This is a genomic window from Gordonia sp. DT218 (assembly GCF_049847105.1).
In the GTDB taxonomy this organism is placed as follows: domain Bacteria; phylum Actinomycetota; class Actinomycetes; order Mycobacteriales; family Mycobacteriaceae; genus Gordonia.
The window spans coordinates 1-23,512 of the sequence record NZ_JBNCNS010000003.1 but is presented as its reverse complement, the minus strand read 5'-3'; the positions used below and the strand labels follow the sequence as shown (position 1 = coordinate 23,512).

Annotated in this window: 28 protein-coding genes and 1 tRNA gene; 15 read left to right on the top strand and 14 right to left on the bottom strand. The window is 67.4% G+C overall.

Annotated features, from left to right (window positions below; genetic code table 11):
- Window positions 1–78: 78 nt before the first annotated feature.
- From ACPXCG_RS11610 to ACPXCG_RS11595, 4 genes are all read left to right on the top strand, one after another.
- Window positions 79–756 carry a HEAT repeat domain-containing protein gene (locus ACPXCG_RS11610; RefSeq protein WP_425792135.1) on the top strand — a complete coding sequence of 226 codons (678 nt, stop codon included), beginning with the start codon at window positions 79–81 and terminating at the stop codon, window positions 754–756.
- Window positions 750–1,748, top strand: a complete 999-nt coding sequence (locus tag ACPXCG_RS11605) for a MerR family transcriptional regulator (protein ID WP_425792134.1) — start codon at window positions 750–752, stop codon at window positions 1,746–1,748. The genes ACPXCG_RS11610 and ACPXCG_RS11605 overlap by 7 nt, the downstream gene beginning before the upstream one ends.
- Before the next feature lie 117 nt (window positions 1,749–1,865).
- Window positions 1,866–2,405 (top strand): phage holin family protein, encoded by a 540-nt coding sequence (locus tag ACPXCG_RS11600; RefSeq protein ID WP_425792133.1) that lies wholly within the window; start codon window positions 1,866–1,868, stop codon window positions 2,403–2,405.
- Window positions 2,406–2,408: 3 nt separating this feature from the next.
- Entirely contained in the window at window positions 2,409–3,353 is a 945-nt protein-coding gene (locus tag ACPXCG_RS11595) for an alpha/beta fold hydrolase (protein WP_425792132.1), read from the top strand.
- Between the two features lie 59 nt (window positions 3,354–3,412).
- On the opposite strand, the gene ACPXCG_RS11590 is transcribed toward ACPXCG_RS11595, so the two are convergent.
- The 4 genes from ACPXCG_RS11590 to nth are packed head-to-tail and all read right to left on the bottom strand — an operon-like array spanning window position 3,413 to window position 7,096.
- Entirely contained in the window at window positions 3,413–4,612 is a 1,200-nt protein-coding gene (locus ACPXCG_RS11590; protein WP_425792131.1) for a MarP family serine protease, read from the bottom strand.
- Window positions 4,609–5,493 (bottom strand): NUDIX hydrolase, encoded by an 885-nt coding sequence (locus ACPXCG_RS11585; RefSeq protein WP_425792801.1) that lies wholly within the window; start codon window positions 5,491–5,493, stop codon window positions 4,609–4,611. Before ACPXCG_RS11585 ends, ACPXCG_RS11590 begins: the two co-directional genes overlap by 4 nt.
- A gap of 56 nt (window positions 5,494–5,549) precedes the next feature.
- Entirely contained in the window at window positions 5,550–6,302 is a 753-nt protein-coding gene (locus ACPXCG_RS11580) for a TlpA disulfide reductase family protein (RefSeq protein WP_425792130.1), read from the bottom strand.
- Window positions 6,299–7,096 carry an endonuclease III gene (gene nth, locus ACPXCG_RS11575; RefSeq protein ID WP_425792129.1) on the bottom strand — a complete coding sequence of 266 codons (798 nt, stop codon included), beginning with the start codon at window positions 7,094–7,096 and terminating at the stop codon, window positions 6,299–6,301. Before nth ends, ACPXCG_RS11580 begins: the two co-directional genes overlap by 4 nt.
- A 158-nt stretch (window positions 7,097–7,254) precedes the next feature.
- Between nth and ACPXCG_RS11570 the strand changes: the two genes are divergently transcribed.
- Together ACPXCG_RS11570 and ACPXCG_RS11565 are read left to right on the top strand one after the other, a co-directional pair.
- Window positions 7,255–7,527, top strand: a complete 273-nt coding sequence (locus tag ACPXCG_RS11570; RefSeq protein WP_425792128.1) for a hypothetical protein — start codon at window positions 7,255–7,257, stop codon at window positions 7,525–7,527.
- A 190-nt stretch (window positions 7,528–7,717) separates the two neighbouring features.
- Window positions 7,718–8,392: a Crp/Fnr family transcriptional regulator gene (locus tag ACPXCG_RS11565; RefSeq protein WP_006330855.1), complete on the top strand. Its 675-nt coding sequence runs from the start codon at window positions 7,718–7,720 to the stop codon at window positions 8,390–8,392.
- A gap of 80 nt (window positions 8,393–8,472) precedes the next feature.
- Here ACPXCG_RS11565 and ACPXCG_RS11560 read toward each other — a convergent pair whose 3' ends face one another.
- The 5 genes from ACPXCG_RS11560 to ACPXCG_RS11540 form a co-directional block, all read right to left on the bottom strand.
- Entirely contained in the window at window positions 8,473–9,312 is an 840-nt protein-coding gene (locus ACPXCG_RS11560) for an MBL fold metallo-hydrolase (RefSeq protein ID WP_425792127.1), read from the bottom strand.
- Window positions 9,313–9,391: 79 nt separating this feature from the next.
- Window positions 9,392–10,504, bottom strand: a complete 1,113-nt coding sequence (locus tag ACPXCG_RS11555) for an SPFH domain-containing protein (RefSeq protein WP_425792126.1) — start codon at window positions 10,502–10,504, stop codon at window positions 9,392–9,394.
- A gap of 142 nt (window positions 10,505–10,646) precedes the next feature.
- On the bottom strand, window positions 10,647–10,850 hold the full coding sequence (locus ACPXCG_RS11550) for a hypothetical protein (RefSeq protein WP_425792800.1): 204 nt from the start codon (window positions 10,848–10,850) through the stop codon (window positions 10,647–10,649).
- Window positions 10,851–10,936: 86 nt separating this feature from the next.
- Window positions 10,937–11,410 carry a RidA family protein gene (locus tag ACPXCG_RS11545; protein ID WP_425792125.1) on the bottom strand — a complete coding sequence of 158 codons (474 nt, stop codon included), beginning with the start codon at window positions 11,408–11,410 and terminating at the stop codon, window positions 10,937–10,939.
- 5 nt (window positions 11,411–11,415) lie between these two features.
- Entirely contained in the window at window positions 11,416–11,580 is a 165-nt protein-coding gene (locus ACPXCG_RS11540) for a DUF4177 domain-containing protein (protein ID WP_161061438.1), read from the bottom strand.
- Window positions 11,581–11,623: 43 nt separating this feature from the next.
- Between ACPXCG_RS11540 and ACPXCG_RS11535 the strand changes: the two genes are divergently transcribed.
- Window positions 11,624–12,649 (top strand): ArsA-related P-loop ATPase, encoded by a 1,026-nt coding sequence (locus ACPXCG_RS11535; RefSeq protein ID WP_425792124.1) that lies wholly within the window; start codon window positions 11,624–11,626, stop codon window positions 12,647–12,649.
- Complete coding sequence (locus tag ACPXCG_RS11530) at window positions 12,650–13,807, top strand: ArsA family ATPase (RefSeq protein ID WP_425792123.1); 1,158 nt, start codon at window positions 12,650–12,652, stop codon at window positions 13,805–13,807.
- 161 nt (window positions 13,808–13,968) lie between these two features.
- Here the strand turns inward: ACPXCG_RS11530 and ACPXCG_RS11525 are convergent, their stop codons facing one another.
- Window positions 13,969–14,283 carry a WhiB family transcriptional regulator gene (locus ACPXCG_RS11525; protein ID WP_161061435.1) on the bottom strand — a complete coding sequence of 105 codons (315 nt, stop codon included), beginning with the start codon at window positions 14,281–14,283 and terminating at the stop codon, window positions 13,969–13,971.
- Window positions 14,284–14,635: 352 nt separating this feature from the next.
- On the opposite strand from ACPXCG_RS11525, the gene ACPXCG_RS11520 reads away from it, so the two are divergent.
- From ACPXCG_RS11520 to ACPXCG_RS11510, 3 genes are all read left to right on the top strand, one after another.
- Window positions 14,636–17,080: a penicillin-binding protein gene (locus tag ACPXCG_RS11520; RefSeq protein WP_425792799.1), complete on the top strand. Its 2,445-nt coding sequence runs from the start codon at window positions 14,636–14,638 to the stop codon at window positions 17,078–17,080.
- Between the two features lie 62 nt (window positions 17,081–17,142).
- Window positions 17,143–18,144: a metallophosphoesterase gene (locus ACPXCG_RS11515; protein WP_425792122.1), complete on the top strand. Its 1,002-nt coding sequence runs from the start codon at window positions 17,143–17,145 to the stop codon at window positions 18,142–18,144.
- Between the two features lie 23 nt (window positions 18,145–18,167).
- A complete protein-coding gene (locus ACPXCG_RS11510) occupies window positions 18,168–18,842 on the top strand; it encodes a haloacid dehalogenase type II (RefSeq protein WP_425792121.1) in 675 nt (224 codons plus the stop codon).
- 43 nt (window positions 18,843–18,885) lie between these two features.
- Here ACPXCG_RS11510 and ACPXCG_RS11505 read toward each other — a convergent pair whose 3' ends face one another.
- Complete coding sequence (locus tag ACPXCG_RS11505; RefSeq protein WP_425792120.1) at window positions 18,886–19,329, bottom strand: nitroreductase family deazaflavin-dependent oxidoreductase; 444 nt, start codon at window positions 19,327–19,329, stop codon at window positions 18,886–18,888.
- A 182-nt stretch (window positions 19,330–19,511) separates the two neighbouring features.
- On the opposite strand from ACPXCG_RS11505, the gene ACPXCG_RS11500 reads away from it, so the two are divergent.
- Window positions 19,512–19,931 carry a DUF7144 family membrane protein gene (locus ACPXCG_RS11500; protein WP_425792119.1) on the top strand — a complete coding sequence of 140 codons (420 nt, stop codon included), beginning with the start codon at window positions 19,512–19,514 and terminating at the stop codon, window positions 19,929–19,931.
- 24 nt (window positions 19,932–19,955) lie between these two features.
- On the opposite strand, the gene ACPXCG_RS11495 is transcribed toward ACPXCG_RS11500, so the two are convergent.
- The gene (locus tag ACPXCG_RS11495; RefSeq protein ID WP_425792798.1) at window positions 19,956–20,768 is read right to left on the bottom strand and encodes a crotonase/enoyl-CoA hydratase family protein; all 813 of its coding nucleotides are present in this window, start codon (window positions 20,766–20,768) and stop codon (window positions 19,956–19,958) included.
- A 307-nt stretch (window positions 20,769–21,075) separates the two neighbouring features.
- Between ACPXCG_RS11495 and ACPXCG_RS11490 the strand changes: the two genes are divergently transcribed.
- Window positions 21,076–21,531, top strand: a complete 456-nt coding sequence (locus ACPXCG_RS11490; RefSeq protein WP_425792118.1) for an LppP/LprE family lipoprotein — start codon at window positions 21,076–21,078, stop codon at window positions 21,529–21,531.
- A 29-nt stretch (window positions 21,532–21,560) separates the two neighbouring features.
- Here ACPXCG_RS11490 and ACPXCG_RS11485 read toward each other — a convergent pair whose 3' ends face one another.
- Both ACPXCG_RS11485 and ACPXCG_RS11480 read right to left on the bottom strand, forming a co-directional pair.
- A complete protein-coding gene (locus ACPXCG_RS11485) occupies window positions 21,561–21,839 on the bottom strand; it encodes a hypothetical protein (RefSeq protein ID WP_425792117.1) in 279 nt (92 codons plus the stop codon).
- Between the two features lie 101 nt (window positions 21,840–21,940).
- Window positions 21,941–22,014, bottom strand: a tRNA-Pro gene (locus ACPXCG_RS11480).
- 215 nt (window positions 22,015–22,229) lie between these two features.
- Between ACPXCG_RS11480 and ACPXCG_RS11475 the strand changes: the two genes are divergently transcribed.
- Window positions 22,230–22,667 (top strand): DUF7144 family membrane protein, encoded by a 438-nt coding sequence (locus ACPXCG_RS11475; RefSeq protein WP_425792116.1) that lies wholly within the window; start codon window positions 22,230–22,232, stop codon window positions 22,665–22,667.
- Between the two features lie 89 nt (window positions 22,668–22,756).
- Window positions 22,757–23,383, top strand: coding sequence for a lipocalin family protein (locus ACPXCG_RS11470; protein WP_425792115.1), 627 nt, complete (start codon window positions 22,757–22,759; stop codon window positions 23,381–23,383).
- Window positions 23,384–23,512 lie beyond the last annotated feature (129 nt).

Genomic DNA, 23,512 nt, shown 5'->3' with positions numbered 1-23,512 from the left:
CGGCCGGGGCGGAGACGAAATCCTCCTTGACCTTGACACAGTGACAAGGTCTTGACTGGTGTCGAGGAGGTGATCGCGATGAACAACGCGATTCGTGACAATCGGCAGGCCCGCCTGATCGAGGCGCTGGCGGATCCGCAGTCGTCGACACGACTGCAGGCAGCGCTGGCCGCCGGGACTCACCCGGATGATGCGCTGGTCGACGTACTCGTGGATTGCTGTGCTGTCGAACCCGACTTCTTCGTGCGCGACATGCTGACGTGGGCTCTCACCCGCTGCGCAGCCGGCGTCACCATCGCACGGCTGCTACGCGAGCTCACCTCACCCACAGCGCAGGCCCGCAGTCAGGCGTTGCACACGTTGTCGAAGATCGGCGACCACACCGTCTGGGCGAAGGTTCCGTCCGGGCTTCTCCACGATCCCGACGACGACGTCGCACGCAGCGCCTGGCGCGTCGCGACTGTCCTGGCTCCCTATGAGAAAAGGGACGTTCTCGCAAGGGAATTGGCGACCGAGCTCGGCCGCGGCGACCGCGACACGCGGCGCAGTCTGAGCCGCGCGCTGATCACTCTCGGCGACGCGGTGGTCCCGCTGCTCGCCGCCGCACGTTCGGGTCGAACCCCGGAGGTGCGCGAGCATGCCGTCGCCACCGAGCACCTCATGGAGGACCCGGACAGCGATTTCTCGGCCGCCGTGGATCAGGCGCGACGGACTCTCTCCCTGAAGGACGCGCCGTCGCCGGGCACCAAATGCTGATCGGTGAGGTGTCGCAGCGATCCGGCGTGAGCACCCGGATGCTGCGGCACTACGACCGGCTCGGCCTCGTGGCGCCTGCCGGACGTACGTCCGGCGGGTACCGCGAGTACTCGACGGACGACATCGCGCGACTGTTCCGGGTGGAGGGCCTCCGGTCACTCGGTTTGTCGCTCGCCGAGGTGCAGCGGGTGCTGGAAGCACCCGGATCCCCCGGGCCGACCACGCTGATCGGCGAACTCGTCGACTCCTCACGCCGACGTCTCGCCCGTGAGGAGGAGCTGCTGGCCCTGCTCCGGCGCATCGAGGCGTCCACCCCGGCGGATTGGGACGACGTGTTGCGAGCGGTGCGTTTGATGCACGACCTCGGTTCGGATTCCGCCGGCGTGCGCTATCGGGCCGCGCTCGCGGCGATGGGTCACCAGCTCTCCTCCGAGGCCGTCGCCGACGCCGTCCTGGCCGAGGCGGACCCCAACGTCTCCGGCGCCCTGACCTGGGCACTCGCTGCCTCCGGCGACACGGCGGGCACGGCCGTGCTGGCGACGGGCCTGCGATCCGACGATGTGGAGGTACGACGACGCGCGGTGTCGGCCGTCGCGGAACTCGCGGGTCCGCTGGTGGCCGACGTGCTTCGCGGCGCCCTCACCGACCCCGACATCGTCGTCCGCAGCCGCGCGGCGCTGGCTCTCGGGGCGCGAGGCGACCGGGAGGTGGTGCCGACGCTCATCGACATGGTGGTCGCCGGGACCAACGATGTCGACGCCGCCGACCTGCTCCGCGATCTGGCACACAGCTCCGGCACCGCTGATCAGGTCGCGGCCGATCTCGGGCGCCTGCTCGACGACGCCGCGACACCGCCCGCGGCGCGGAGCCGTCTCGCACAGGCTCTGGTGGAGCTGCCTGGCGACATGGCCGTGGCCATCCTCGCCAGGATGGTCGACGACGACGATCCGGCGGTCGCGGCGGTCGCGAAGATGACACAGCACCGGAGGTGATCTCGCCGGTCGCGGGCCCGGTCGCGCGACTCGCGGCGGGGTGACCCGGGTGGCCCGCGCCCCGACCGCCCATCGCATGGCACCATAAGCGCAGAGCACCGAGATACGGAGGATGCAGTGAGCCGCAACGAGCACGGCCAACCCGCAGAAGGCACCGGATCGGTCCCGTCCATCCCGCTGTCGGACCCAACGCTGGGTCGGGACGGCGAGCCCAGTATCGGGAACCTGGTGAAGGACGCCACCGCGAATGTGTCCACGCTGTTCCGGTCCGAGGTGGCACTGGCGAAGGCAGAGCTCGTCGGGGAGGCCAAGAAGGCGGGCGCCGGCACCGGCCTGCTGGTCGTCGCCGGGGTGATGGCCCTCTATTCGAGCTTCTTCTTTTTCTTCTTCCTCGCCGAGCTGCTGGACAACTGGATGCCCCGCTGGCTGGCATTCCTGATCGTCTTCCTGATCCTGGTGCTGATCACCGTCATCATGGCGTTCGTCGGCTATGTGCTCTTCCGCAAGGTCAGGGGCCCCAAGAAGACGATCGAATCGGTCCGGGAGGTGCAGACGGTGCTGCCGGGCAAACACCCCGCCGACCTCCCGCCGACGTCCGCGACACGAGCGGGCGAACATCCCGAGATCCCACGCGCGCACGACCCCGGGCGGAGATGACCGTTGGCGGTTCCGCCTGACCCGTCGAGCGTCCGGGTTCCCGGAAACTGGCATCACTTCGACGTCCGGGCGAACGGGGTCCGCTTCCACGCTGTCGAGGCGGACGGCCGATGGCTCGCCGACCGCCCCCTGGTTCTGCTTCTGCACGGCTTCGGTGAGTTCTGGTGGAGCTGGCGACATCAGATCGCCGCGCTGACCGACGCCGGATACCGGGCCGTCGCCGTCGACCTGCGCGGGTACGGCGACTCCGACAAGCCGCCGCGCGGCTACGACGGCTGGTCGCTGGCCGGTGACACGAACGGTCTGGTACGCGCCCTGGGACACACCGAGGCCACGCTGGTCGGGCATGCGGACGGTGGCCTGGTGTGCTGGGCGACCGCCACGCTGCATCCCCGGGTGGTGAACCGGATCGCCGTCATCGCGTCACCGCATCCGCGCGCACTGCGCCGGGAGGTGCTGCGCAACCGGGCACAGCGATCGGCCTTCCTCCCCGGATTCCTGCGGAACCAGTTGCCGCGGAAGGGCGAACGACACCTGACACGCCGCGACGGCGACTACATCGAGCAGTACTTCCGCGAGCGCGCCGCCGACGCCTGGCAGCAGACCGACGAGTTCGCCGAAGCCGTCGAGCGGAACCGGTCGGCGATCCAGATCCCGTACGTCGCTCATTGCAGCCTGGAGTATCAGCGCTGGGCATTCCGGTCGCAGTTCCGGCCCGACGGCATGCGCTTCATGGAGTTGATGAATCAGCGGCTGCACATTCCCGTGCTCGCACTGCGCGGCCGGGAGGATCCGTACATCCTGGATCACCTGATGACCGCAGGCAACCGATGGTCCGCGCACATGGATTACCGGCAGATAGACGGCAGCGGCCACTTCGCCCACCAGGAACGGCCCGCTCAGGTCAACGAACGACTGGTCGAGCTGCTCTCGCGCGATCCCGCGTAGCCGTATCCGTCATCCCCATGTCGTCGATCGGGCACACTTTCGTGCCGATCGGGACGCGCTCAGGCGTGAACGCAGGATTCGGTACTGACCCGCGACGACCGGTTCTCCGAGTCGGTGAAATTCGACTGAACCTGCTTGGCGGTCAACACGAAGCCGGTCTGGTCCGTGGTGTCCTCGGCAGCACCGAAGACGACGCCGAGCACCTCGCCGTCCGAGTTGATCATCGGGCCACCCGAATTGCCCTGACGGATCTGGCCGCGGACGGTATAGACCTCGCGCAGAATCCGGCCGGTGCGATAGATGTCCGGGCCGGACAGGTTGATGACCTCGCGTACGCGAACGGGATTCACCGCGAACGGTCCCGCCTCCGGATAGCCGAGGACGATCGCGTCGTCGCCGGGTGACGCCTCCTTGTCGGCGAACTTCAATGGCGGCGCGGTCAATCCCGGGACATCGAGCACGGCGATGTCGTTGCTGCTGTCGAAGAGCACCACCCGCGCAGGCAATTGCTGGCCGCTCGGGGCGGAGACAGTAAGGCGGCGTGTGCCCGCGACCACGTGGGCATTGGTCATCACGCGTTCGGGCGACACCACGAAACCACTGCCCTCGAGGGCCTGCCGACAACTGGGCGCGGTCCCCTCGATCTTCATGACACTTGGACGCGTCTGGTTCACGACGGGGAGCTGGACCACCGACGGATCGGGCGGACCGACGTTGACGACGGGAGTCCGGCCGAACGGTCCGATCACCTGCGGCAGGCCCGAATTGTCCAACAGCGCACTGAAGTCCCGGGGCAGATCGCGCAGCCACTGCGGGGCGAACACGTCGACTCCGCCGAGGACCTTGGAGCCGCGGACCGCGGACGAGAGCTGGGTCTCGGTGGAACTGCTCAACGGGATCGCCAGCAGCCATGCCGCGACCAGCACCGCGATCACCTGCAGGACCAAGCCGATCACGCTGTCGACGCGGCGGATGCCCCGGGACCGGATACCGCTGCGCGCCGCCCGGCCGAGGATCATTCCCGACACCTCGCCGACGATGATCAACGCGACCAGCAGCACCACGCCGACCAACAGCCGCACGGTGCTGTCGTCGAACCGCGAGATGATGTGCGGCGCAAGCAGGATTCCGGCAACGGCCCCCAGGATGACCCCCAGGAACGCCAGTGCCGAGGCCACCGCGCCCTGACGGTACCCACTGGCCGCAGCCAGCACGGCGATCACCACGACGATGAGGTCCACCCATCCGGAACCGCTCACCTATGTCCACCCTCACCGCGATCGGGATCGCCGACCGCCTGACGCATCGCCTCGGGCAACACCGCCGAAAAACCCGCCGTCTGGGGACTCCCGGCGTCACTGGCCCCGCTCGCTACGCTCCCGGCGGCCGCATGCTCGATGGCGTCCTCCAGCGGACGCACATCCGACTTGTCCCACGGCACATCCCATCCCGACACCTCGCTGATGGCCGCGATCAGACCCCCGGTGAATCCCCACACCAGCAGACCGTCGACCATGAATGCCGGTCCACGATAGGCACTTGCCCCCATGACTTTCCGTTGCACCTGGAAGCGGCTCTCCGGCGCGAGCAACGAGCGCAGGTTGACCCGGGCGACCCGCGACGTCTCCGCGGTGTCCATCACCTGCACGTCACCCGGCCGCTGCCAGTGCGCGAGGACGGGAATGACGTCGAACGCCGACACCGGGACGGGGAACGACGGCAGGTTCGCCACCACGTGGACGCCGGCGGCGGTCAGACCGGTCTCCTCGTTCGCCTCTCGCAGCGCGGTGCCCACCGGGTAGTCGTCGCCGGGATCCATGGCACCGCCGGGGAAGGCGACCTGTCCACTGTGCTGCCGGAGCGTCGCGGCTCGTTCGGTCAGCAAGATCTCGGCGTCGGCCGGCAGTCCACCCGGATGGTCGGGCGCCTCGTCCCAGCTGCCCGAGATCAGCACCAGGACAGCGGCGGCACGACGGTTCCGGCCGAGCATCGACGCCCACCGGGTCCGATCTCCGCCTCGATTGAGCACCGCGTCGGTCACGGCACCGACATTGCCCGTCACCGCGCGCATCCACGGCGGGATCTGTCCGGTCGGCACCAGCGGCCCGACCGGTGAGACCTGCTCGTCGTGATCGGTCATGTCGTGATCGGTCATGTCGTGATCGGTCATGTCGTGATCGGTCATGTCGTGATCGGTCATGTCGTCACCCCCAGGTATTGGTGGACCGCGGCGGCGATCTGGTCGGGATCGTCGAAGACCTGCGGGAGCACCTTGGCGACGGTGCCGTCGGCGCGCACCAGGATCGTCGACGGAAAGACCCGCGGAGCCTTGAGCGCGCCGGCGATGCGGGCGTCGGGGTCCAGGACGACGGGCAGGTGGACGTTGTTCTCGGCGAGGAACCGCAACGCCAGATACGGATTCTGCGCACCCTCCTGGGCGTGGACGGCCAGGACCGTCACCTTGTCACCGGCGCGCTGGGCGTAGTCGGCCATCTCCGGCAGCTCCCGACGACACGGCAGGCACCACACGGCCCACATGTTCACGACCATCGGTTTCCCGGCGGTGCCCACCCCGACGTCGTACGGCTTGCCGTCCGCCAGACACGGCGCGGTCACGCCCGCGAGGACCGACGCCGGACCAACCGGCAGACCGGTCTGGGGGCAGGGTTCGAGCGCGGCATCACGGCGGGCCTGGGCCAGCTGCCCCTCGTCCACCTGCGCGTCGGTCGCCTTCGGACCGGTCGCTGTCGCCGGGTCCGACCCGCCGGCCGTGTCGTCGCCGCCGCCGCGTGGCCAGATCGCCACGACCAGGGCGATCATCACGACGATGAAGACCAGGGTCCATCGGGCTGACGCCGGGAAGCGGCCGCCCGGGGGTCGCGACGGTTCCGGTGGACCGGGCTCGGACTCCGCGGCACCCGAGTCCGCGTCGGTGGGGGTCTGATTCACTGCGCTGCGATCCCCGCCAACTCGAGCAGGTGATCGGTCTCGGGGCCCTTGACCAAACGAGCGGCCTCTGTTTTGTCCATCGGACCGGTCCCGGCCGCGGGGCAGTCCTTTGCCAGGATGCAGACACCGCAGGCCGGCTTGCGGGCGTGACACACCCGTCGTCCGTGAAAGATCACCCGATGCGAGAGATCCGTCCATTCTTTCCGTTCGATCAGCTCACCGACCGCACGCTCGATCTTGACCGGATCGGATTCGGTGGTCCAGCCCCACCGACCGACCAGCCGCGCGAAATGGGTGTCGACGGTGATGCCGGGCACCCCGAAGGCGTTCCCTAGTACGACGTTGGCGGTCTTGCGCCCGAACCCGGGCAGCGTGACCAGCTCTTTCAGTGTGTTCGGGACCTCGCCGTCGAACCGCTCGACGAGCGCCTGACCCAGGCCGATGATCGAGTTCGCCTTGTTCCGGTAGAAGCCGGTCGAGCGGATCATCTCCTCGAGTTCGGTGCGGTCCGCCTGCGCGTACGACACCGCGGTCGGATACTTCGCGAACAGCGCGGGGGTCACCATGTTGACCCGGACGTCGGTGCATTGGGCCGACAGGATGGTGGCGACCGACAGCTCGAGCGGCGTGGTGAAGTCCAGCTCGCAGTAGACGTGCGGGAACGCGACCTCGAGGGTCCGGTTCATCCGACGGGCGCGCCGCACGAGCCCGAGGCGTGTCTCGGCCCCGGCGCTCCGCCGCGGACGGGCCGGCGGTGCCGGCACCGTGGAGTCGGTCCTCTTACGTGCGCTCACCGATTCAGGTTAGCCAGATCGCCGCCGTGTGACCGACAGAGACCGTGCGCATCGCCGGGAACGGGTATCCCACGACGGTGCTACGCATTGGTAACAAGTCAGTGAAGGCCGCCACTCTGGTTGGCGGGAGACGGATCCGATTGTGTTTACTGGTCCCCATGCAAGGACTCGCGGCGCTGCTGTTCCCAGCCGTCCTCATGCTTTTCGCGCTGGCGATGGAGAAAGTCCAGGGTCGGATCGATCGCCTCGCCGTTTCCCGCGACCACGTGGAGGAATTCCTCGAATCGGCCGACGCCGCACACGTGGACACCCTGGCCAAGGAGGGTTTTCCCGCCGCGCTCGACGAGTTCCGCAGTCGCCGCGGGATCGGTGAACCGGCCCTGCCGACGTCGGATTCGATGCTGTCGTCGTCGCCGAAGCGTGCCAGCTGACCGGCAGAACCCCCATAACCGACGAAGCCGACTCGCCGCAATGGTCCGGTCCGTGACCCATTCAACACTTATGCTTGGGGCGAGAGTAGCGTTGCACGGGGCAACGCGTCGGCGGGGCGGTATCCACGTGTTTGAGAACGCCGGTGACCAGTTGCCACGCGAGTGTGGTTTGGACGAGAAAGGTTCCTAGGTGGAGGACGTACTGGCGCGGGCTGGCATATTCCAGGGTGTCGAGCCCTCGGCCGTCGCAGCGCTGACCAAGCAGCTTCAACCGGTCGATTTCCCTCGCGGCCACGTGATCTTCCACGAGGGCGAGCCCGGTGATCGGCTGTACATCATCCTGTCCGGCAAGGTGAAGGTCGGGCGTCGTTCGCCTGATGGTCGCGAGAACCTGCTGACGATCATGGGACCGTCGGACATGTTCGGCGAGCTCTCGATCTTCGACCCCGGGCCCCGGACCTCGTCCGCGACCACGGTGACGGAGGTCCGCGCGGTCTCCATGGATCGCGACGCCCTGCGCGCCTGGATCAAGGACCGCCCCGAGATCGCCGAGCAGCTCCTCCGGGTGCTCGCCCGCCGCCTCCGCCGGACCAACAACAACCTGGCGGACCTCATCTTCACCGATGTGCCGGGACGCGTGGCCAAGCAGCTCCTCCAGCTCGCACAGCGATTCGGCACCCAGGAGGGTGGCGCGCTGCGTGTCACCCACGACCTCACGCAGGAAGAGATCGCGCAGCTCGTCGGCGCGTCCCGCGAGACGGTCAACAAGGCGCTGGCCGACTTCGCGCAGCGCGGCTGGCTGCGCCTCGAGGGCAAGAGCGTGCTCATCGCCGACTCCGAGCGCCTGGCGCGCCGCGCGCGGTAGCAGAACCCGAACATCACAGAACTCCCACGAACACGAGGCGGTGTTCGTGGGAGTTCTGCGTTCGGGTTTGTGAACGTGGCTCAGTCCCTGAGGTACTCCAGCTGCGCCTTGACCGACATCCGGGCGGCGGGCCACAGCTTCTTGTCGACGTCCGCGTAGACCTTCCGGACCACCTTCATCGGTTTGGCGTCCTTGGCCGACACCCCGAGTTCGTCGAGGGCGGCCACGATCTGGTCGATGCGTTCTTCGCGGTGCGCCTTGTAGTAGCGCGCCACCGGGCCGACCCGGGGATGGTCGGGGCCGTGCGCGGGGAGCAGGACGGCGTCCTCCCCCTCGACGATGATCCGGTTGAGCGAGTTCAGGTAGTCCCGCAGAGTGCCGTCGGACGGATCTATGACCGTGGTCCCGCTACCCAGGATGGTGTCGCCGGTGAGCAGGGCGCGCTGTCCGTCGCACTCGACGAGGAAGCTCACCGAATCCCCGGTGTGCCCCGGTGTGTCGAGCACGGTGATCCGGACGCCCGCCACCTCGATGACCTCTCGATCAGTGAGGGTGGGCGCACCGTGGGTGAATTTCGACGATCGCGCCCGCACCGGGGCGTCGACGCGTTTCCGCAGGCGCTTGATGGCGCCGGTGTGGTCGAAATGGCGGTGTGAGATCAACACGAGCGCGATGCCCGGTTGCTCTGCGATGCGCTTGACGTGGCCCTTCTTGTTGGGCGGCCCCGGATCGACCACCACGCACTCCGCATGCCCCGGCGCCCGCAGAATCCACGTGTTGGTGCCGTCGAGCTCCATGTTCCCCGGGTTGTTGCACAACAGCACCGACGCGAACGGCGTGACCTCTCGGACCACACCGTAAGCGGGATGGGCGGGCTGGGCGGGCGCCGACCCCGTGTCGTCACTTCCGTTGTCGGTCATGTCATCCGACACTACCCACAGCGTCTCCGAGGGCAGTGCTTCAGGTCACCGGTGATGCGGAGTCCGGGCGAGGTCGTGGCTACGCCGACCGATCGACGTCCTCGACGATCTGGGGCGCGAACTCGCTCTGCAGACTCTTCAGCAGCGACGCTCCTTGCGTGACGACGCCCGTCATCAGTTCGTTCACACCTTCTGCTCCGTTGAAGACGGTGAGATTCGACGTGCCGAGGCCCTTGGCGACCTCACCGACGAGCGCCGGCAGTTGCTCGATGAGTTGCTGGTCGAGCGCGATCCGATTGTGCTTCGCCGCCGCCGCGGACTGGATCTCGACGGCACGCGCCTCTGCCTCCGCGATGATCTGGGTACGACGGGCCTCGGCCTCCGCCGGCTTCACCACCTCGGAGATCAGCTCCTGCTCGCGCAGATCGGCCTGGGCGTGAGCCAGCAACGACTGTTCGCGGGTGATCTCCTGGCTGACCCGGGCCTCGGCCAGTGGACCCGCCTGGGCGGCCTCGGCGTCGGCCTTGTCGGTCTCGGACTTGATCTGGGCCCGCTTGATCGCCGTCTCCCGCTCATAGTCGGCCTGGTTCCGGAGCGACTCCTGCTGGGCCTTCGACGCCTCCTGATCGGCTCGAGCGCGTTCGACCGCCGCCTCCCGCTGCACCTTCGCGATGTTCGGTGCCGCGAGCGCGTTGATGTACCCCGAATCCATGTCATCGATGGACTGGATCTGGAACGAGTCGACGACCAGACCGATCGAACCCATCTCCCGTTTCGACGCCTCGAGCACCTGCCGCGCCAGGGTGTCACGTTCCCGGATGATCTGTTCGACCGTCATCGACCCGACGATCGACCGCAGGTGGCCGGAGAAGACCTGGCCGGTGAGCTGGTTCATCTCGTCCTCCTGCTCCGAGATGAACCGCTGTCCGGAGTTGACGATCGACGCGACGTCGCTGCCGACCTTGTGCGCGATGACCGCCCGCACGTTCAGCTGGATGCCCTGGGTGGTCACACAGACCTCGCGGATCTGGGCCTCGTGCAACGCCATCGACAGGAACCGCACCTTGCGGAGGATCGGGATCACCCACTTGCCGTGGCCGACCACGACGTCGAACGGCGCGCCGCCGTCCTGGGCCTTCTTGCCCGAGATCAGCATCGCCTCATCGGGTTCGGGAACGTGGTAGCCGAGCATGGTGGTCCTCCTCAGTCGCCGGTCGCGCCGCGACATCACCGGTGCGCGAACACGAATCACCTATCTGACGGCTCATGCTACGGCTCGGTTCCAGGGTGTCGTTCGGGCAGACGACACCCTGGCCAGGCCTGGCGCCATCGCGTCAGGTCGGCAACGGCAGCCAGGGTTCGACGTCGACGATCCGGCCGGGCCGGACCCCGATCACGAGTACCGTCGCGTCGACGCCGACCGGTTCGGACGCCACCGCCAGGAACTTCTCGGTGCCGCCCGCGAGGCGCAGTTCCACCTCGCCGAGGGATTCACCGCCGCCGATCGCGAGGGTGACCACGCCCGTCGTCCCGATCACGTCAGCACGCTCGGCGAAGATCTGTACCCGATCGGCGAAGATCTGTACCCGATCGGCGGGCAACTCCCGTCCCGCGGGTCACCGGATCAGGCGACCTCGACGATGAGCTCGACCTCCACGGGCGCGCCCATCGGCAGCTCGGCCACACCGACCGCAGAGCGGGCATGGACGCCCATCTCGCCGAAGATCTCCCCGAGGAGGTCGGAGGCACCGTTGATGACACCGGGCTGGCCGGTGAATCCGTGCGCGGAGGCGACGAACCCCACGACCTTGACGATGCGCACGACCGAATCGATGCCGACCAGACCGTCGACGGCGGCGAGCGCGTTCAGGGCGCATTGGCGCGCGGCCGCGTTGGCCTGATCCGGGTCGACGACGCCCTCGGCACCCTCGTGCACCTTGCCGGCGACGTCGAGCTCACCGGCCACGATCGGCAGCTGCCCGGCCGTGTAGACGAGGTTCCCGGTCCGCACCGCGGGTGCGTAACTCGCGACCGGCGAGACCACCGGGGGCAGTTCGATACCGAGCTCGGCCAGACGCTGGGTCCATGTACCTGCCATCGGTGCTATCCCTTCGGCCGCTTCAGGTAGGCGACGTGCTGCTCACCGGTCGGGCCGGCCAGCACGCTGACCAGTTCCCAGCCGTCGGCGCCCCACTGATCCAGGATCTGCTTGGTGGCGTGCGTCAACAACGGCACGGTCACGTACTCCCACGCGGTCACTTCACTCATGGACCCACCCTAACGGGTCGACGGTTGTCGATATGGTGATGCAGTGGTGAACGAAACACCGGCCGACGACGCCGGGCACGCCAACGAATGGCCCGAGTCCGCCGAGCGCGCCCGCCTGCACTTCGTGTCCGGTAAGGGCGGTACCGGCAAGACCACCGTCGCCGCCGCCCTGGCTCTCGCCCTGGCCGCCGACGGCAAAAAGGTCCTCCTCGTGGAATGCGAAGGCCGACAAGGCATCGCACAGCTCTTCGACATGCCGCCGCTGCCGCCGAACGACACCCGGATCGCCACCGCCTCGGGCGGGGGCGAGGTGTCGGCGCTGGCCCTCGACATCGAGCACGCCCTCCTCGAGTACCTCGACATGTTCTACAACCTCGGATTCGCGGGTCGCGCGATGAAGCGCATCGGCGCCGTCGACTTCGTCACCACCGTCGCGCCCGGACTCCGCGACGTCCTCATCACAGGCAAGATCAAGGAACGGATCATCCACACCGACAAGCAGGGCAAACGTGTCTATGACGCGGTCGTCGTCGACGCCCCGCCGACCGGCCGGATCGGGAACTTCCTGGACGTGACCAAGGCGATGGCCGACATCGCCAAGACCGGGCCGATCCGCAACCAGAGTGATGGCGTGGTGAAACTCCTGCATTCCGAGGACACCGTCATCCATCTGGTCACCCTGCTCGAGGCGATGCCCATCCAGGAGACCGTCGAGGCGGTGGCGGAGCTGCGCGAGAAGGACCTCACGATCGGCACGCTCATGATCAACCGCGTGAGCCCGACCCATCTGCCCGCGGGCTTCATCGACGAGATCGCCGAGAGCCGGATCGATGCACCGCGGGTGCTCGAGCATCTGAATGCGGCCGGTATGAACGTCTCCGACGAGGACCTGGCCGGCCTGCTCACCGAGACCATCGAGCACGCGACACGACTGCAGGCCCAGCAGGTGGCCAAGGCACAACTCGACGACGTGGAGCTGCCGACCCTGGAGCTGCCGACCCTCGGCGACGGCATCGATCTCGGGGCGATCTACGAACTCGCCAACCTCTTGCAGAAGGCAGGTGCCTAGATGCCGCTGGACCTGAAGATGGGCTCGGTGCTCACCGATCCCGCCACCCGCGTGGTCATCTGCTGCGGCGCGGGCGGCGTCGGCAAGACCACCACCGCCGCCGCCATGGCGCTGTACGCCGCCGAGCAGGGCCGGACCGTCGCGGTGCTCACCATCGACCCGGCCCGACGACTGGCGCAGTCGCTGGGCATGTCCGAGCTCACCAACGATCCGCAGCCGGTGGACCTCGGCGCCGGGAGCGGAGCGAGCGGGCCGGCGGATCTCGGCGCCGGGAGCGGAGCGAGCGGGCCGGACAAACGCGGCTCGCTCGACGCCATGATGCTCGACATGCGACGCACCTTCGACGAGATGGTGCTGGAGTACTCCTCACCCGACCGGGCGGCCGCAATCATGGAGAACTCCTTCTATCAGACGATGGCGTCGTCGTTCTCCGGGACGCAGGAGTACATGGCCATGGAGAAGCTGGGCAAGCTCCTCGAGCGGGACCATTGGGACCTCATCATCGTCGACACCCCGCCGTCGCGGAACGCCCTCGACTTCCTCGACGCACCGCAGCGACTCGGCTCGTTCCTGTCGGGCCGGCTGATGAAGGTGCTCGTCGGCGGTGGCCGCGGCGTGGGTCGGATGGTGACCGGCGCGATGAGCCTGGCGATGCGCGGTGTCTCGACGATCATCGGCGGTGACATGCTGCGCGACGTCGCGATGTTCGTGCAGTCGCTCGACTCCATGTTCGGCGGTTTCCAGGACCGGGCGCTCAGGACCTACGAGTTGCTCAAGCAGCCCGGCACCCAGTTCGCGGTGGTCGCGGCGGCCGAACCGGATGCGTTACGCGAGGCGGCGTTCTTCGTCGATCGCCTCTCGGAGGAGTCGATGCCGCTCGCGGGCCTGATCCTCAACCGCACCCACCCCAACCTGACGTCGATCTCCGAGTCGTCGGCGCGGGCGGCTCTCGAGAGCGTCGACGACGAACTGACCCGCGGCATCCTCGAGATCCATTCCGAACGTGCGGCCCGGGGCAAGCGGGAACTCCACTTGTTGCAGCGGTTCACCGCATCGCACCCCGCCGTCCCGATCGTGGGGGTCCCGTCCCTCCCGTTCGAGGTGGCCGACGCGGTCGCCCTGCGTGCGGTCGCCGAGCAGATCGTCAGCCGCGGCTGACAGCTCTTCCCCACTCTCTTTCCGAACCGGGCGCTCGTTCCGAACAGGATGCTCGTTCCGAACAGGGCCCGGTCCCGAACAACGCACTCCCCCGAACAACGACGATGGCCGCCCCTTGTGGGCCGGCCATCAGTGTCGTGCGACTGTCGTTCAGCGGTGGGTCACACCGCGTCGGCGCGTTGCCGGCGTCGTTGGGCGTCGAAGAATGCCGCCCAGGACGTGACCTCGGGATGCTGTCGGAGCAAGGCCCGTCGCTGCCGCTCGGTCATGCCGCCCCAGACCCCGAACTCGACTCGGTTGTCGAGGGCGTCGGCACCACATTCGAGCTGCACCGGGCAGTGCCGGCAGATCGTTGCGGCCTTACGCTGGGCCGCTCCGCGAACGAACAGGTCGTCGGGGTTTCCTCCCCGGCATCGAGCTTGTGACACCCACATCAACCGAGCGTCATCTCCGGTGGAAACTGCCGCAATCGCCATCCGCCGACCCCTGTCTGTCGTTGTGTCCCGCCGGGTCGCGTCCGTATCTCCGCACCGATCCCGACTTCCTGACCGTGAACGTGACCCCACCGACAAATGGGTTTGCGCTGGTCATGAGACCCGCTGCGCCTTGTCCGCTTCACATCCCCGAGGGAATGTTAAGTGAGTCACATTCTGCACTCAATTTAAGGATCTGTGCATGGGAGCGCAACCCCTGGAGCAAAGAAAATGGCACCATCGTCCAAACAAGTGACATCCACGCAGGTCATCTGTCCCGCTCGCCGCGCGCGACCCCCCGTGACCCGTGGTCGGCCGATGTTCCGCCCATCACACGTATCCTGTGCGTGTGCCGATCTCGAAGAAGCTGTGGCCGCTGGCCGGAGCCTGCCTGTTGGCAGGCGTGTTGGTGGCCGGTCTGCTATACCCGGTCGCCAGCGGTATGGGCGTGGTGTCCAACCGTGCGGCCTCCGCCGTCGAAAATGTCTCATCGGAGCTGCTCAACGGCACTCTGCCGGAGGTCACCACGATGACCGACTCGGCAGGTACGCCGATCGCCGTGCTCTACGACCAGTACCGCTATCAGGTCGGCTACAACGACATCTCGCCGGACATGATCCGCGCGATCATCTCCATCGAGGATCGCCGGTTCCTCGAACACGACGGCGTCGACTGGAAGGGCACCATCCGCGCGGCGCTCAAGAACTCGTCGTCGGGTGAGGTTCAGCAGGGCGCCTCGACGCTCGATCAGCAGTACATCAAGAACTATCAACTCCTGGTCCTCGCGCGCACCGAGGCCGACCGGCAGGCGGCGATCGAGACCACCCCGGCGCGCAAGCTGCGTGAGGTCCGCATGGCGCTGACCATGGAACAGTCGCTGACCGACCAGGCGAAACGGGACAAGGGTCTCGACGACGCGGCGGCCAAGCAAGAGGCCAAGAAGCAGATCGTCACCCGCTACCTGAACGTGGTGCCGTTCGGCAACAACTCCTACGGCATCGAGGCGGCGGCCCAGACCTATTTCGGCAAACACGCGAAGGACCTGGCCGTCGAACAGGCGGCCATGCTGGCCGGGATGGTGCAGTCGAGTTCGGCCCTCAACCCGTACAGCCATCCGGAAGCCGCGACCAAACGTCGGAACACCGTCCTCGACACCATGATCCAGAACTTCCCGGATCGCCGGGCGGAACTCGTCGCGGCGAAGGCCAAACCGCTCGGTGTGGTGCCCAACCCGCAGACCCCGACGCAGGGCTGCATCGGGGCGGACAACAACGGGTTCTTCTGCGACTACGCGTTGCAGTTCCTCGCCGAGAACGGCATGTCACGTGACTCGGTGGCACGCGGCGGCTATGTGATCCGCACGACCCTCGACCCTGATGTCCAGCGGTCGACGATGCGGGCCGTCAAAGCACAGGCCAATCCCGATTCCGACGGCGTCGCCGACGTGATGAGCGCGATCCGGCCGGGCAAGAAGTCGCACGACATCCTGGCGATGGCCTCCAGCCGCGACTACGGGCTCAACCTGAAGGCCGGCCAAACGGTGCAGTCACAGCCGTTCTCGATGGTCGGTGACGGCGCCGGATCGGTCTTCAAGATCTTCACCACCGCGGCGGCCATGGAGAAGGGCCTCGGTCTCGCCTCCAACATCCAGGTACCCGGCTTCGTCGCACTCGAGGGCATGGGCAACAGCAATGGCTCCAACGGCTGTCCGGCGAACTCGTATTGCGTCAAGAACGACGGCAAGTATCCCGCCTCGATGTCGGTGACGAATGCGCTCGCGCAGTCCCCCAACACCGCATTCGTGAAACTGCTGCAGCAGGTCGGCGTGAAGCCGGCAGTGGACATGGCCGTGCGTCTCGGTCTGCGGTCCTACACCGTGCCCGGGTCGTCGGGCTACGGCGACAAGAGCATGGCAACCTACGTGAAGGAGGGCAACTTCGGCTCGTTCACGCTGGGACCACTCCCGGTCAACGGCCTCGAGTTGTCGAACGTCGCCGCCACTCTGGCGTCGGGCGGCACCTGGTGCCCGCCGAACCCGATCGCGTCGATCAGCCGCATCAAGCGCGATCAGTACGGCAATCCGGTGCTGGGTCCCGACGGCAAGCCGGCGATGACCGCTGTCCCGTTCAATCCGCCGCCGTGCGAGCAGGCCGTCGAGGAAGGCCTCGCCAACACCCTCGCCAACGGCCTCAGCCACGACGACAAGGGCGGCGGTACGTCCGCAGGGTCCGCCGGCGCCGCAGGCTGGACCTTGCCGGTGTCCGGTAAGACGGGCACCACCGAGTCCCACCGCTCGTCGGCGTTCCTCGGCTTCACCAACAACATCGCCGGCTCCTCGTACGTCTACAACGACGGCCCGAACCCGACCGGGATCTGCAGCAGCCCGCTGCGGCAGTGCTACGACGGCGATCTGTACGGCGGCATGGAGCCCGCGCGAACCTGGTATACGGCGGTCAAGCCGGTGGCCACCAAGTTCGGGCCGGTACGTCTCCCACCGACCGATCCGCGCTTCATGGCCGGCAACGACCGCGGTCGGATCCCGTCGGTCAGCGGGCTCCCGGCCAGCGCCGCGACATCCCGACTGCAGGGCGCCGGGTTCAAGGTGAACCAACTCGACGTCGACAGCAACCGACCGCAGGGCACGGTGGTGTTCACCGCGCCATCGGATTCGGCGATGCCGGGCAGTGTGGTGACGATCTATGTCAGCAACGGCCGACGCGATGACGACGACAAGGGTCCCACCGAGACGACGGTGCAGGTCCCGGGTGTCGGGCCGGTGGTGATCCAGCTGCCGGGCTGAGTCGCCCGAGGGCCGGGGAAACCCGTGGGTGCCTCGGCCCTCTCACTGCGTATCCTGAGTGAATGGTTCACGTCGACAACGCCCTCGCGGGCCGAATCACCTCAGCGGGCCTGACCTCCGCGGCAGCCGTGCGCGCGGCGGGCGGACTGGCCGGTCTGGCCGCCGCGGGTCTCTTCTATTCGACGGTGGTCGAGCGCAATGCCTTCACGCTCCGGCACAGCACTCTGTCGGTACTCGAACCCGGGGCCGCGCCGCTGCGTGTGCTGCACATCAGCGACCTCCACATGACGCCCCACCAGCGCCTCAAGCAGGCGTGGGTCTCCGAGCTCGAGGCCCTGGAGCCCGACCTGGTGATCAACACCGGCGACAACCTCGCCCACCCACAGGCGGTCCCGGCGGTCATCCAGTCGCTGGGCGGGCTGCTGTCGCGGCCCGGTATGTTCATCTTCGGCTCCAACGACTACTTCGGACCGCGCCTGAAGAATCCCCTCCAGTACTTCCGGAGCGACCACACCCGGACCTTCGGCGACCCGCTGCCGTGGCAGGACCTGCGCGCCGCGTTCATCGAGCGCGGCTGGCTGGATGCCACTCACACCGTGCGCGAACTCGAGGTCAGCGGGGTGCGCGTGGTGGCCGCCGGTGTCGACGACCCGCACATCGAGCGCGACCGCTACGAGACCATCGCAGGGCGGCCGAACCCGCTCGCGCATCTACGTCTGGGACTCACCCACTCGCCGGAGCCCCGGGTGCTCGACCGCTTCGCCGACGACGGCTACGACCTCGTGATGGCCGGACACACGCACGGCGGGCAGCTGTGCCTGCCGTTCTTCGGGGCGCTCGTCACGAACTGCGAGCTCGACCGCTCACGTGTCAAGGGCGTCTCCAGTTGGGGCTCGACGATGAAGTTGCATGTCAGCGCCGGCCTCGGGACCTCTCCGTATGCGCCCGCCCGGTTCTGCTGCCGACCCGAGGCGAGCCTGCTGACGCTGACGCCGGTCTCGAACGGCGACGCCGAGTTCGCCGAGGATCACTCATTGCCGCAGTTGGCATCGGAGATCGGCTGAGCGAGCTCGCCGACGGTCCGAAGGTGCTCGCCTTCGACACGTTCGGCACCGTCACCGACTGGTTCACCGGGATCTCCTCGACCGTCCGGGAGGTCGTACCGGGCGTGGACGCCGGCGCTTTCGCTCGTGAGTGGCGCCGTCGGTACGGGCCGATCCTGGCGCGCGTGGAATGCGGAGAGCTGCCGTGGCGGCGTCTCGACGATCTGCAGACCGAGACCGTCCACGAGGTCGCGACGCGGTTCGGCCGGACGCTCGACCACGTGCAGGCGACTCGGCTCGTCCGCGCGTGGCGCACCATCCCGGGATGGCCGGATGCGGCCGACGGAATCCGCAGACTCCGAACAGGTTTCATCGTGTGTGCGCTCAGCAACGGCACCGTCGCGCTGCTCACCGACATGGCCCGGCACAACGGCTTCGAGTGGGATGTCATCGGCGGCTCCGATCTCTGGCGGCACTACAAGCCGGCCCGCGAAACCTACTGCGGGCTGGCCGATCTGCTCGAGGCCACGCCGGCGCAGGTGATGATGGTGGCCACACACCAGCACGACCTCGATGCGGCCCGCTCCTTCGGCCTGCGCACCGCATTCATCGAACGCCCGATGGAGTGGGGCGGCGACCCGAAGGACGACTCGGGCTCGCCCGAGAACGACATCCATGCCACCGACGTCCTCGATCTGGCGCGGCAACTCGGCTGCTGATCCGGTTCGGGGAAAGGCACCCCGGATTCAGGTCCAGGCGAGTTCAGGTCAGGGTCAACCTCACCAGCGGCACGTCGTCGATCGAGAGACCCGTGGATTCCTCGATGACTCCGGACAACTCGGCATACGCACGGGCATGCGCGTCGCGATATCGGTCCATGACGGCGGTCGCGTCATCGGTACCGAGCACCTCGGCGAGTGCCGGACGGCGCGACGACCACCCGATGGACACCCGGCAACGGGGATCCGCCTGAAGATTCTTGAACCACTGGGCACGCGGCCCGAAACCCGATGCGATCACCACCTGTGCCGGTGTGGATCGTTCGACGGTCTCGAGCACCACATAGCGTGCCTCCCCGGTGCGACGCCCGGTGTGCTCGAGCAGCAACAGACGACCACCGAACAGGAAGCCGAGACGGGCGCGGAACAGGATGATCGGTGCACGCACCAGCCACCGGGTCTGCAGCATTCGGGCGGCGATGCTCACTGGGACCTCCTCGTCGTGCGCCGGTATCCACCGACACCCACCGGTACCAACGACATCTACCGCGTCCATCACCGACCCGCAATCACCCGCTACGGGGGATGTGGCTGCCGCATTCGTCCACGACCATGCGGTAGAGGTGACGCGACAACGCTTCCGGCACCCCATCCGAGAGAAAGGTTGCCATGACCACACCACAGTATGAGGAACCACGGTACGAGGACCATCGCGTGCAGCAGGGCTTCGCCGGCGGCACGACGATCGCGGCCGCGATCCTGCTGCTCACCGGCGGCATCCTCGGACTCCTGCAGGGCATCTCGGCGGTAGCCAAGGACGATCTTTTCGTCGCGGGCCCCCAGTACATCTACAAGTTGGACATCACTGGTTGGGGATGGATCCACATCGTCGTCTCGATCGTCGCGATCGGCATCGCGATCGGGATGTTCACCGGCGCGGCATGGGCGCGGATCGCGGCCATCATCGTCGCGGCGCTGTCGATCATCCTGAACTTCCTGTGGCTGCCGTACTACCCGTGGTGGTCGGTCCTGGTGATCGCCATCGATCTGGTGATCATCTGGGCGGTCGCCACCTGGCGAACCGCCTAACAACTCGGAGCCGCCGCACCGACCTCAGGCCCGGTCTGTATCTGCCGCATCGGCGGGTGCGGGCCGGGCCTCGGCGGCTCCATGACGCCCGGCCCCACCGGCGAAACGTCGGGCCCCGGCCAGCGTGTCCGCGGCCAGCGACTCCGTGCCGTGGCCGAACTCGTTCGCAATGGCAGCGGGCTCGTCGAGGCCCTCCTGCTCAAGCATGGACAACCGGTCATGTCGGAGGCAGGTCTGCGGGAGTCCGGCGAGCTCGGTGGCCAGTCGGATCGCCGCGTCGAGCGACGTCCCCGCCGGGACAACACGATTGGCCAGTCCGATGTCGAGTGCCTCCGACGCCGACACGGCCCGTCCGGTCAGGATGAGGTCCATCGCCCGGCTCGCACCGATCAGCCGCGGTAGTCGCACGGTTCCGCCGTCGATCAGCGGCACGCCCCAGCGGCGGCAGAACACCCCCAAGACGGCGTCGTCGTCCATCACGCGCAGGTCTGCCCACAACGCCAGCTCCAGCCCGCCTGCCACGGCATGCCCCGAGATCGCGGCGATCACCGGCTTGGACAACCGCATTCGCGACGGGCCCATCGGGCCGTCGCCGTCGTCGGCGATCCGATTGGGCATCCCGTCGGCGATGGCCTTGAGATCAGCTCCCGCACAGAAGGTTCCACCTTCGCCATGCAGGACCGCCACCGACGACGAATCGTCGGCGTCGAATCGACGGAAGGCATCCGAGAGGGCGTCCGCGGTGGTCCGGTCGACTGCGTTGCGCACCTCGGGCCGATTGATACCGATGATCCGGACGGGCCCGTTCGAACGCTCGATGATCACCCCGCCGACGATACGCCGCAGGCCCTCCGGCGAGGCCGGGATCTGTCGCCGTTTCCGGTAACCGTGTCGGCGGTTGTCGCGATAGACGAGGTAGGTCGGGACATCGACGTCCGAGGGGCGAACCATGACGATCCAGCCGCCGTCGCGCGTCGCGTGCGTGGTCGCGACAGTGCTGACCGTGGCGACAGCACTGGCAGTCGCGACGGCCTGCGGCACCGCCGAGACCGCCCAGCACGACGCGCTTCCCGCGGAGACCACAGCGATGAACACAGGGATGAGCACCGCGATGAGGCCGGGGACCACCGCGGTGACGCCACGCATGACCGCGCCCGGTACCGGACCGAGACCGCAAGCTCCACCTGCCGGCAGTGGTCACCGATTGTGCCTCGACGCGAACTCGGCGTTGGTCCACAACGCCGTCGCGTCGCTCGGCAACGACCCGAACGGTGGACAGTGGCAGGTCGAGAGGGCTTCCGACAACCCCCTCGGACGCGGCTGCGACCTCGACTTCGTGCTGGTCACCGGGTCGGGGTACAACGATGCGACCGCCACGAGCCGGGTGTTGCTGTTCCACGGCGGCGAGTTCGTCGGGACTGTCGAGTCCAGGCCGTATTCCTATACGGGCATCGCTGGATTCAGCCGCAATTCGGTGGCCGTGCGCTATCGGTGGCTGCTCGACGACGACGCCTTCTGCTGCCCCACCGGTGGTCCGGCGATCGTGACCGCCACCTATGACGAGGGCATCCGGCGAGCAGGCGCCTTCCCGCCGGGCTGACCACCGACAGCCCGATCAGATGCCGATCCTTACCCCTGCCCTGCGGCCCGATCGCGCAGTTCGGCGAGCGATGTGAGCACTGTGACCTGGTCATCGGCCAACGACTCGTCGTCGCGATCGAGCTCGGTGAGCGCGAACTGCTTGAGGTTCGCGAGATTGACGAGAAAGACGTGGTGGTCCGCATTCGTCGACAGACCGATGGGTTCGTGCCCCCGAATCACCTCGCGCACAAACGTCAGGACGTCCGGCGCGGATTCGGTGAAAAGGATCCGGACGTCGAGCTCATCCGAGGTCAGAAGTGTCGGCATAGCCCATGTTCACACACGGGTGGGCCGAGGAATGCCGGAAACGAGGAAGCCCTGACCGGATCTCTCCAGGCCAGGGCCTCTTCTGCAATCTCAACCTTGCGTCGGGGTGGCGGGATTCGAACCCACGACCTCTTCGTCCCGAACGAAGCGCGCTACCAAGCTGCGCCACACCCCGTGTGCAACCTGCGATAGCTTACCCCCACGTCCCCCTGGGGACTAAATCGGCTGGTCAGGGCCGAGTTGGCCCCTGCGCCGGCGCCGACAATCCCGCATGTCGCGACATAACATTTCGACCTGCGCGGCGCGTTTGCCTCATTTCATTTGCTTCGGCAACTTAATCTGATCGTGCACTATCGTCCGATCGTCTGAACCAACGAAGGGAGGCGCACCATGACCGCCGAGAGAACCGATGTGACCAAGCCCGACCGCGACGCCGACTACGGAGCCAAGACCGGGTTCGCATTCGGGATCTCGATAGTGGCGGCCGCGCTGATCTTCGTGGCCAGCTTGGTGGCGATCTTCCAGGGCATCTCTGCGTTGGCCAAGGACGACCTCTTCGTTCTGGGCAACCAGTACGCCTACAAGTTCGACCTCACGACCTGGGGTTGGATTCACATCGTCATCGGCGTTCTCGGAGTACTGGTGGCAGGCGGCCTGGCGGTCGGCGCGGATTGGGCACGCATCGCGGCGGTGGTCATCGCGTCCGTGTCGATCATCGCGCAATTCCTGTGGCTCCCCTACTACCCGCTGTGGGCGATCCTCATCATCGCGCTCGACCTCATCGTGATCTGGGCGGTCGCGACCTGGAAGCCCGCCGAGGAGTACTGACCGGGCGCATTCACCTGACGGCTCCACCCATCCACGCCGACGACGGCTCCGAATCGCTGGCACTATCCAGCACACCGAACGGAGCCGCCATGCGCACCATCCGCACGACCCGCCCGCTGTTCACACTGTTCGCGACCGTTGCACTCACGATCGCAGCCTTGTTCGTCGCGACGGCGCCAGCATCGGCCGCTCCTCTGCAGCCGATTCCGAAGCTCGACGCGGAGCGGTACCTGGGTTCGTGGTGGCAGCTCGCCGCGGTGCCGGCGTTCTTCAACCTGAACTGCGCCAAGGACACCAAGGCCACGTACACGCCGATCAATGCCAAGACCATCGGCGTCGAGAACACCTGCACCACATTCACCGGCCAGACCAATCGCGTGCAAGGTCGCGCCACGGTCGTCGACCCGGTCACCAAAGCCCAGCTGTCGGTGACGTTCCCCCAGGTTCCGGTGAGCATCAATCCCGGCAACGCTCCCAACTACATCGTCGCCTGGATTGCCGACGGCAAGACCCCGACCGACCCGTACCGCTTTGCCGTCGTCGGCGACCCCACTCGGACATCGGGATTCCTGCTCTCGCGCGACAAGGTCGTCCCCACCTCGACGCTGCGTATGTTGCGCGGCGAGATCGAAAAGGTGGGTTTCAACTCGTGCACCTTCCTCGTATCGCCGACAACCGGTGGGCGGACCGACCATTCGCCGCTCTGCACCGTCTAGGCCACGTGTAGGCGACGGTGGCCGGATCTGGCTATCGCGGGTAGGTGACGAGTTCCTGTCCGGTTGTGGGGTTGTGCCAGGTGATGGTGCGGTCGGTGTGCATGGTGGGGAGCCAGATCGCCAGGTGTT

What these genes read in the sequence shown, in the direction of transcription:
- ACPXCG_RS11610 (WP_425792135.1), top strand. Translation starts at nt 79, where the DNA reads ATGAACAACGCGATTCGTGACAATCGGCAGGCCCGCCTGATCGAGGCG.
- ACPXCG_RS11525 (WP_161061435.1), bottom strand. Translation starts at nt 14,283, where the DNA reads ATGGCGATTGCGGCAGTTTCCACCGGAGATGACGCTCGGTTGATGTGG.
- ACPXCG_RS11475 (WP_425792116.1), top strand. Translation starts at nt 22,230, where the DNA reads ATGACCGCCGAGAGAACCGATGTGACCAAGCCCGACCGCGACGCCGAC.
- ACPXCG_RS11540 (WP_161061438.1), bottom strand. Translation starts at nt 11,580, where the DNA reads ATGAGTGAAGTGACCGCGTGGGAGTACGTGACCGTGCCGTTGTTGACG.
- ACPXCG_RS11500 (WP_425792119.1), top strand. Translation starts at nt 19,512, where the DNA reads ATGACCACACCACAGTATGAGGAACCACGGTACGAGGACCATCGCGTG.
- ACPXCG_RS11605 (WP_425792134.1), top strand. Translation starts at nt 750, where the DNA reads ATGCTGATCGGTGAGGTGTCGCAGCGATCCGGCGTGAGCACCCGGATG.
- ACPXCG_RS11470 (WP_425792115.1), top strand. Translation starts at nt 22,757, where the DNA reads ATGCGCACCATCCGCACGACCCGCCCGCTGTTCACACTGTTCGCGACC.
- ACPXCG_RS11560 (WP_425792127.1), bottom strand. Translation starts at nt 9,312, where the DNA reads ATGACCGACAACGGAAGTGACGACACGGGGTCGGCGCCCGCCCAGCCC.
- ACPXCG_RS11530 (WP_425792123.1), top strand. Translation starts at nt 12,650, where the DNA reads ATGCCGCTGGACCTGAAGATGGGCTCGGTGCTCACCGATCCCGCCACC.
- ACPXCG_RS11570 (WP_425792128.1), top strand. Translation starts at nt 7,255, where the DNA reads ATGCAAGGACTCGCGGCGCTGCTGTTCCCAGCCGTCCTCATGCTTTTC.
- ACPXCG_RS11490 (WP_425792118.1), top strand. Translation starts at nt 21,076, where the DNA reads ATGACCGCGCCCGGTACCGGACCGAGACCGCAAGCTCCACCTGCCGGC.
- ACPXCG_RS11515 (WP_425792122.1), top strand. Translation starts at nt 17,143, where the DNA reads ATGGTTCACGTCGACAACGCCCTCGCGGGCCGAATCACCTCAGCGGGC.
- ACPXCG_RS11485 (WP_425792117.1), bottom strand. Translation starts at nt 21,839, where the DNA reads ATGCCGACACTTCTGACCTCGGATGAGCTCGACGTCCGGATCCTTTTC.
- ACPXCG_RS11585 (WP_425792801.1), bottom strand. Translation starts at nt 5,493, where the DNA reads ATGACCGATCACGACGAGCAGGTCTCACCGGTCGGGCCGCTGGTGCCG.
- ACPXCG_RS11545 (WP_425792125.1), bottom strand. Translation starts at nt 11,410, where the DNA reads ATGGCAGGTACATGGACCCAGCGTCTGGCCGAGCTCGGTATCGAACTG.
- ACPXCG_RS11555 (WP_425792126.1), bottom strand. Translation starts at nt 10,504, where the DNA reads ATGCTCGGCTACCACGTTCCCGAACCCGATGAGGCGATGCTGATCTCG.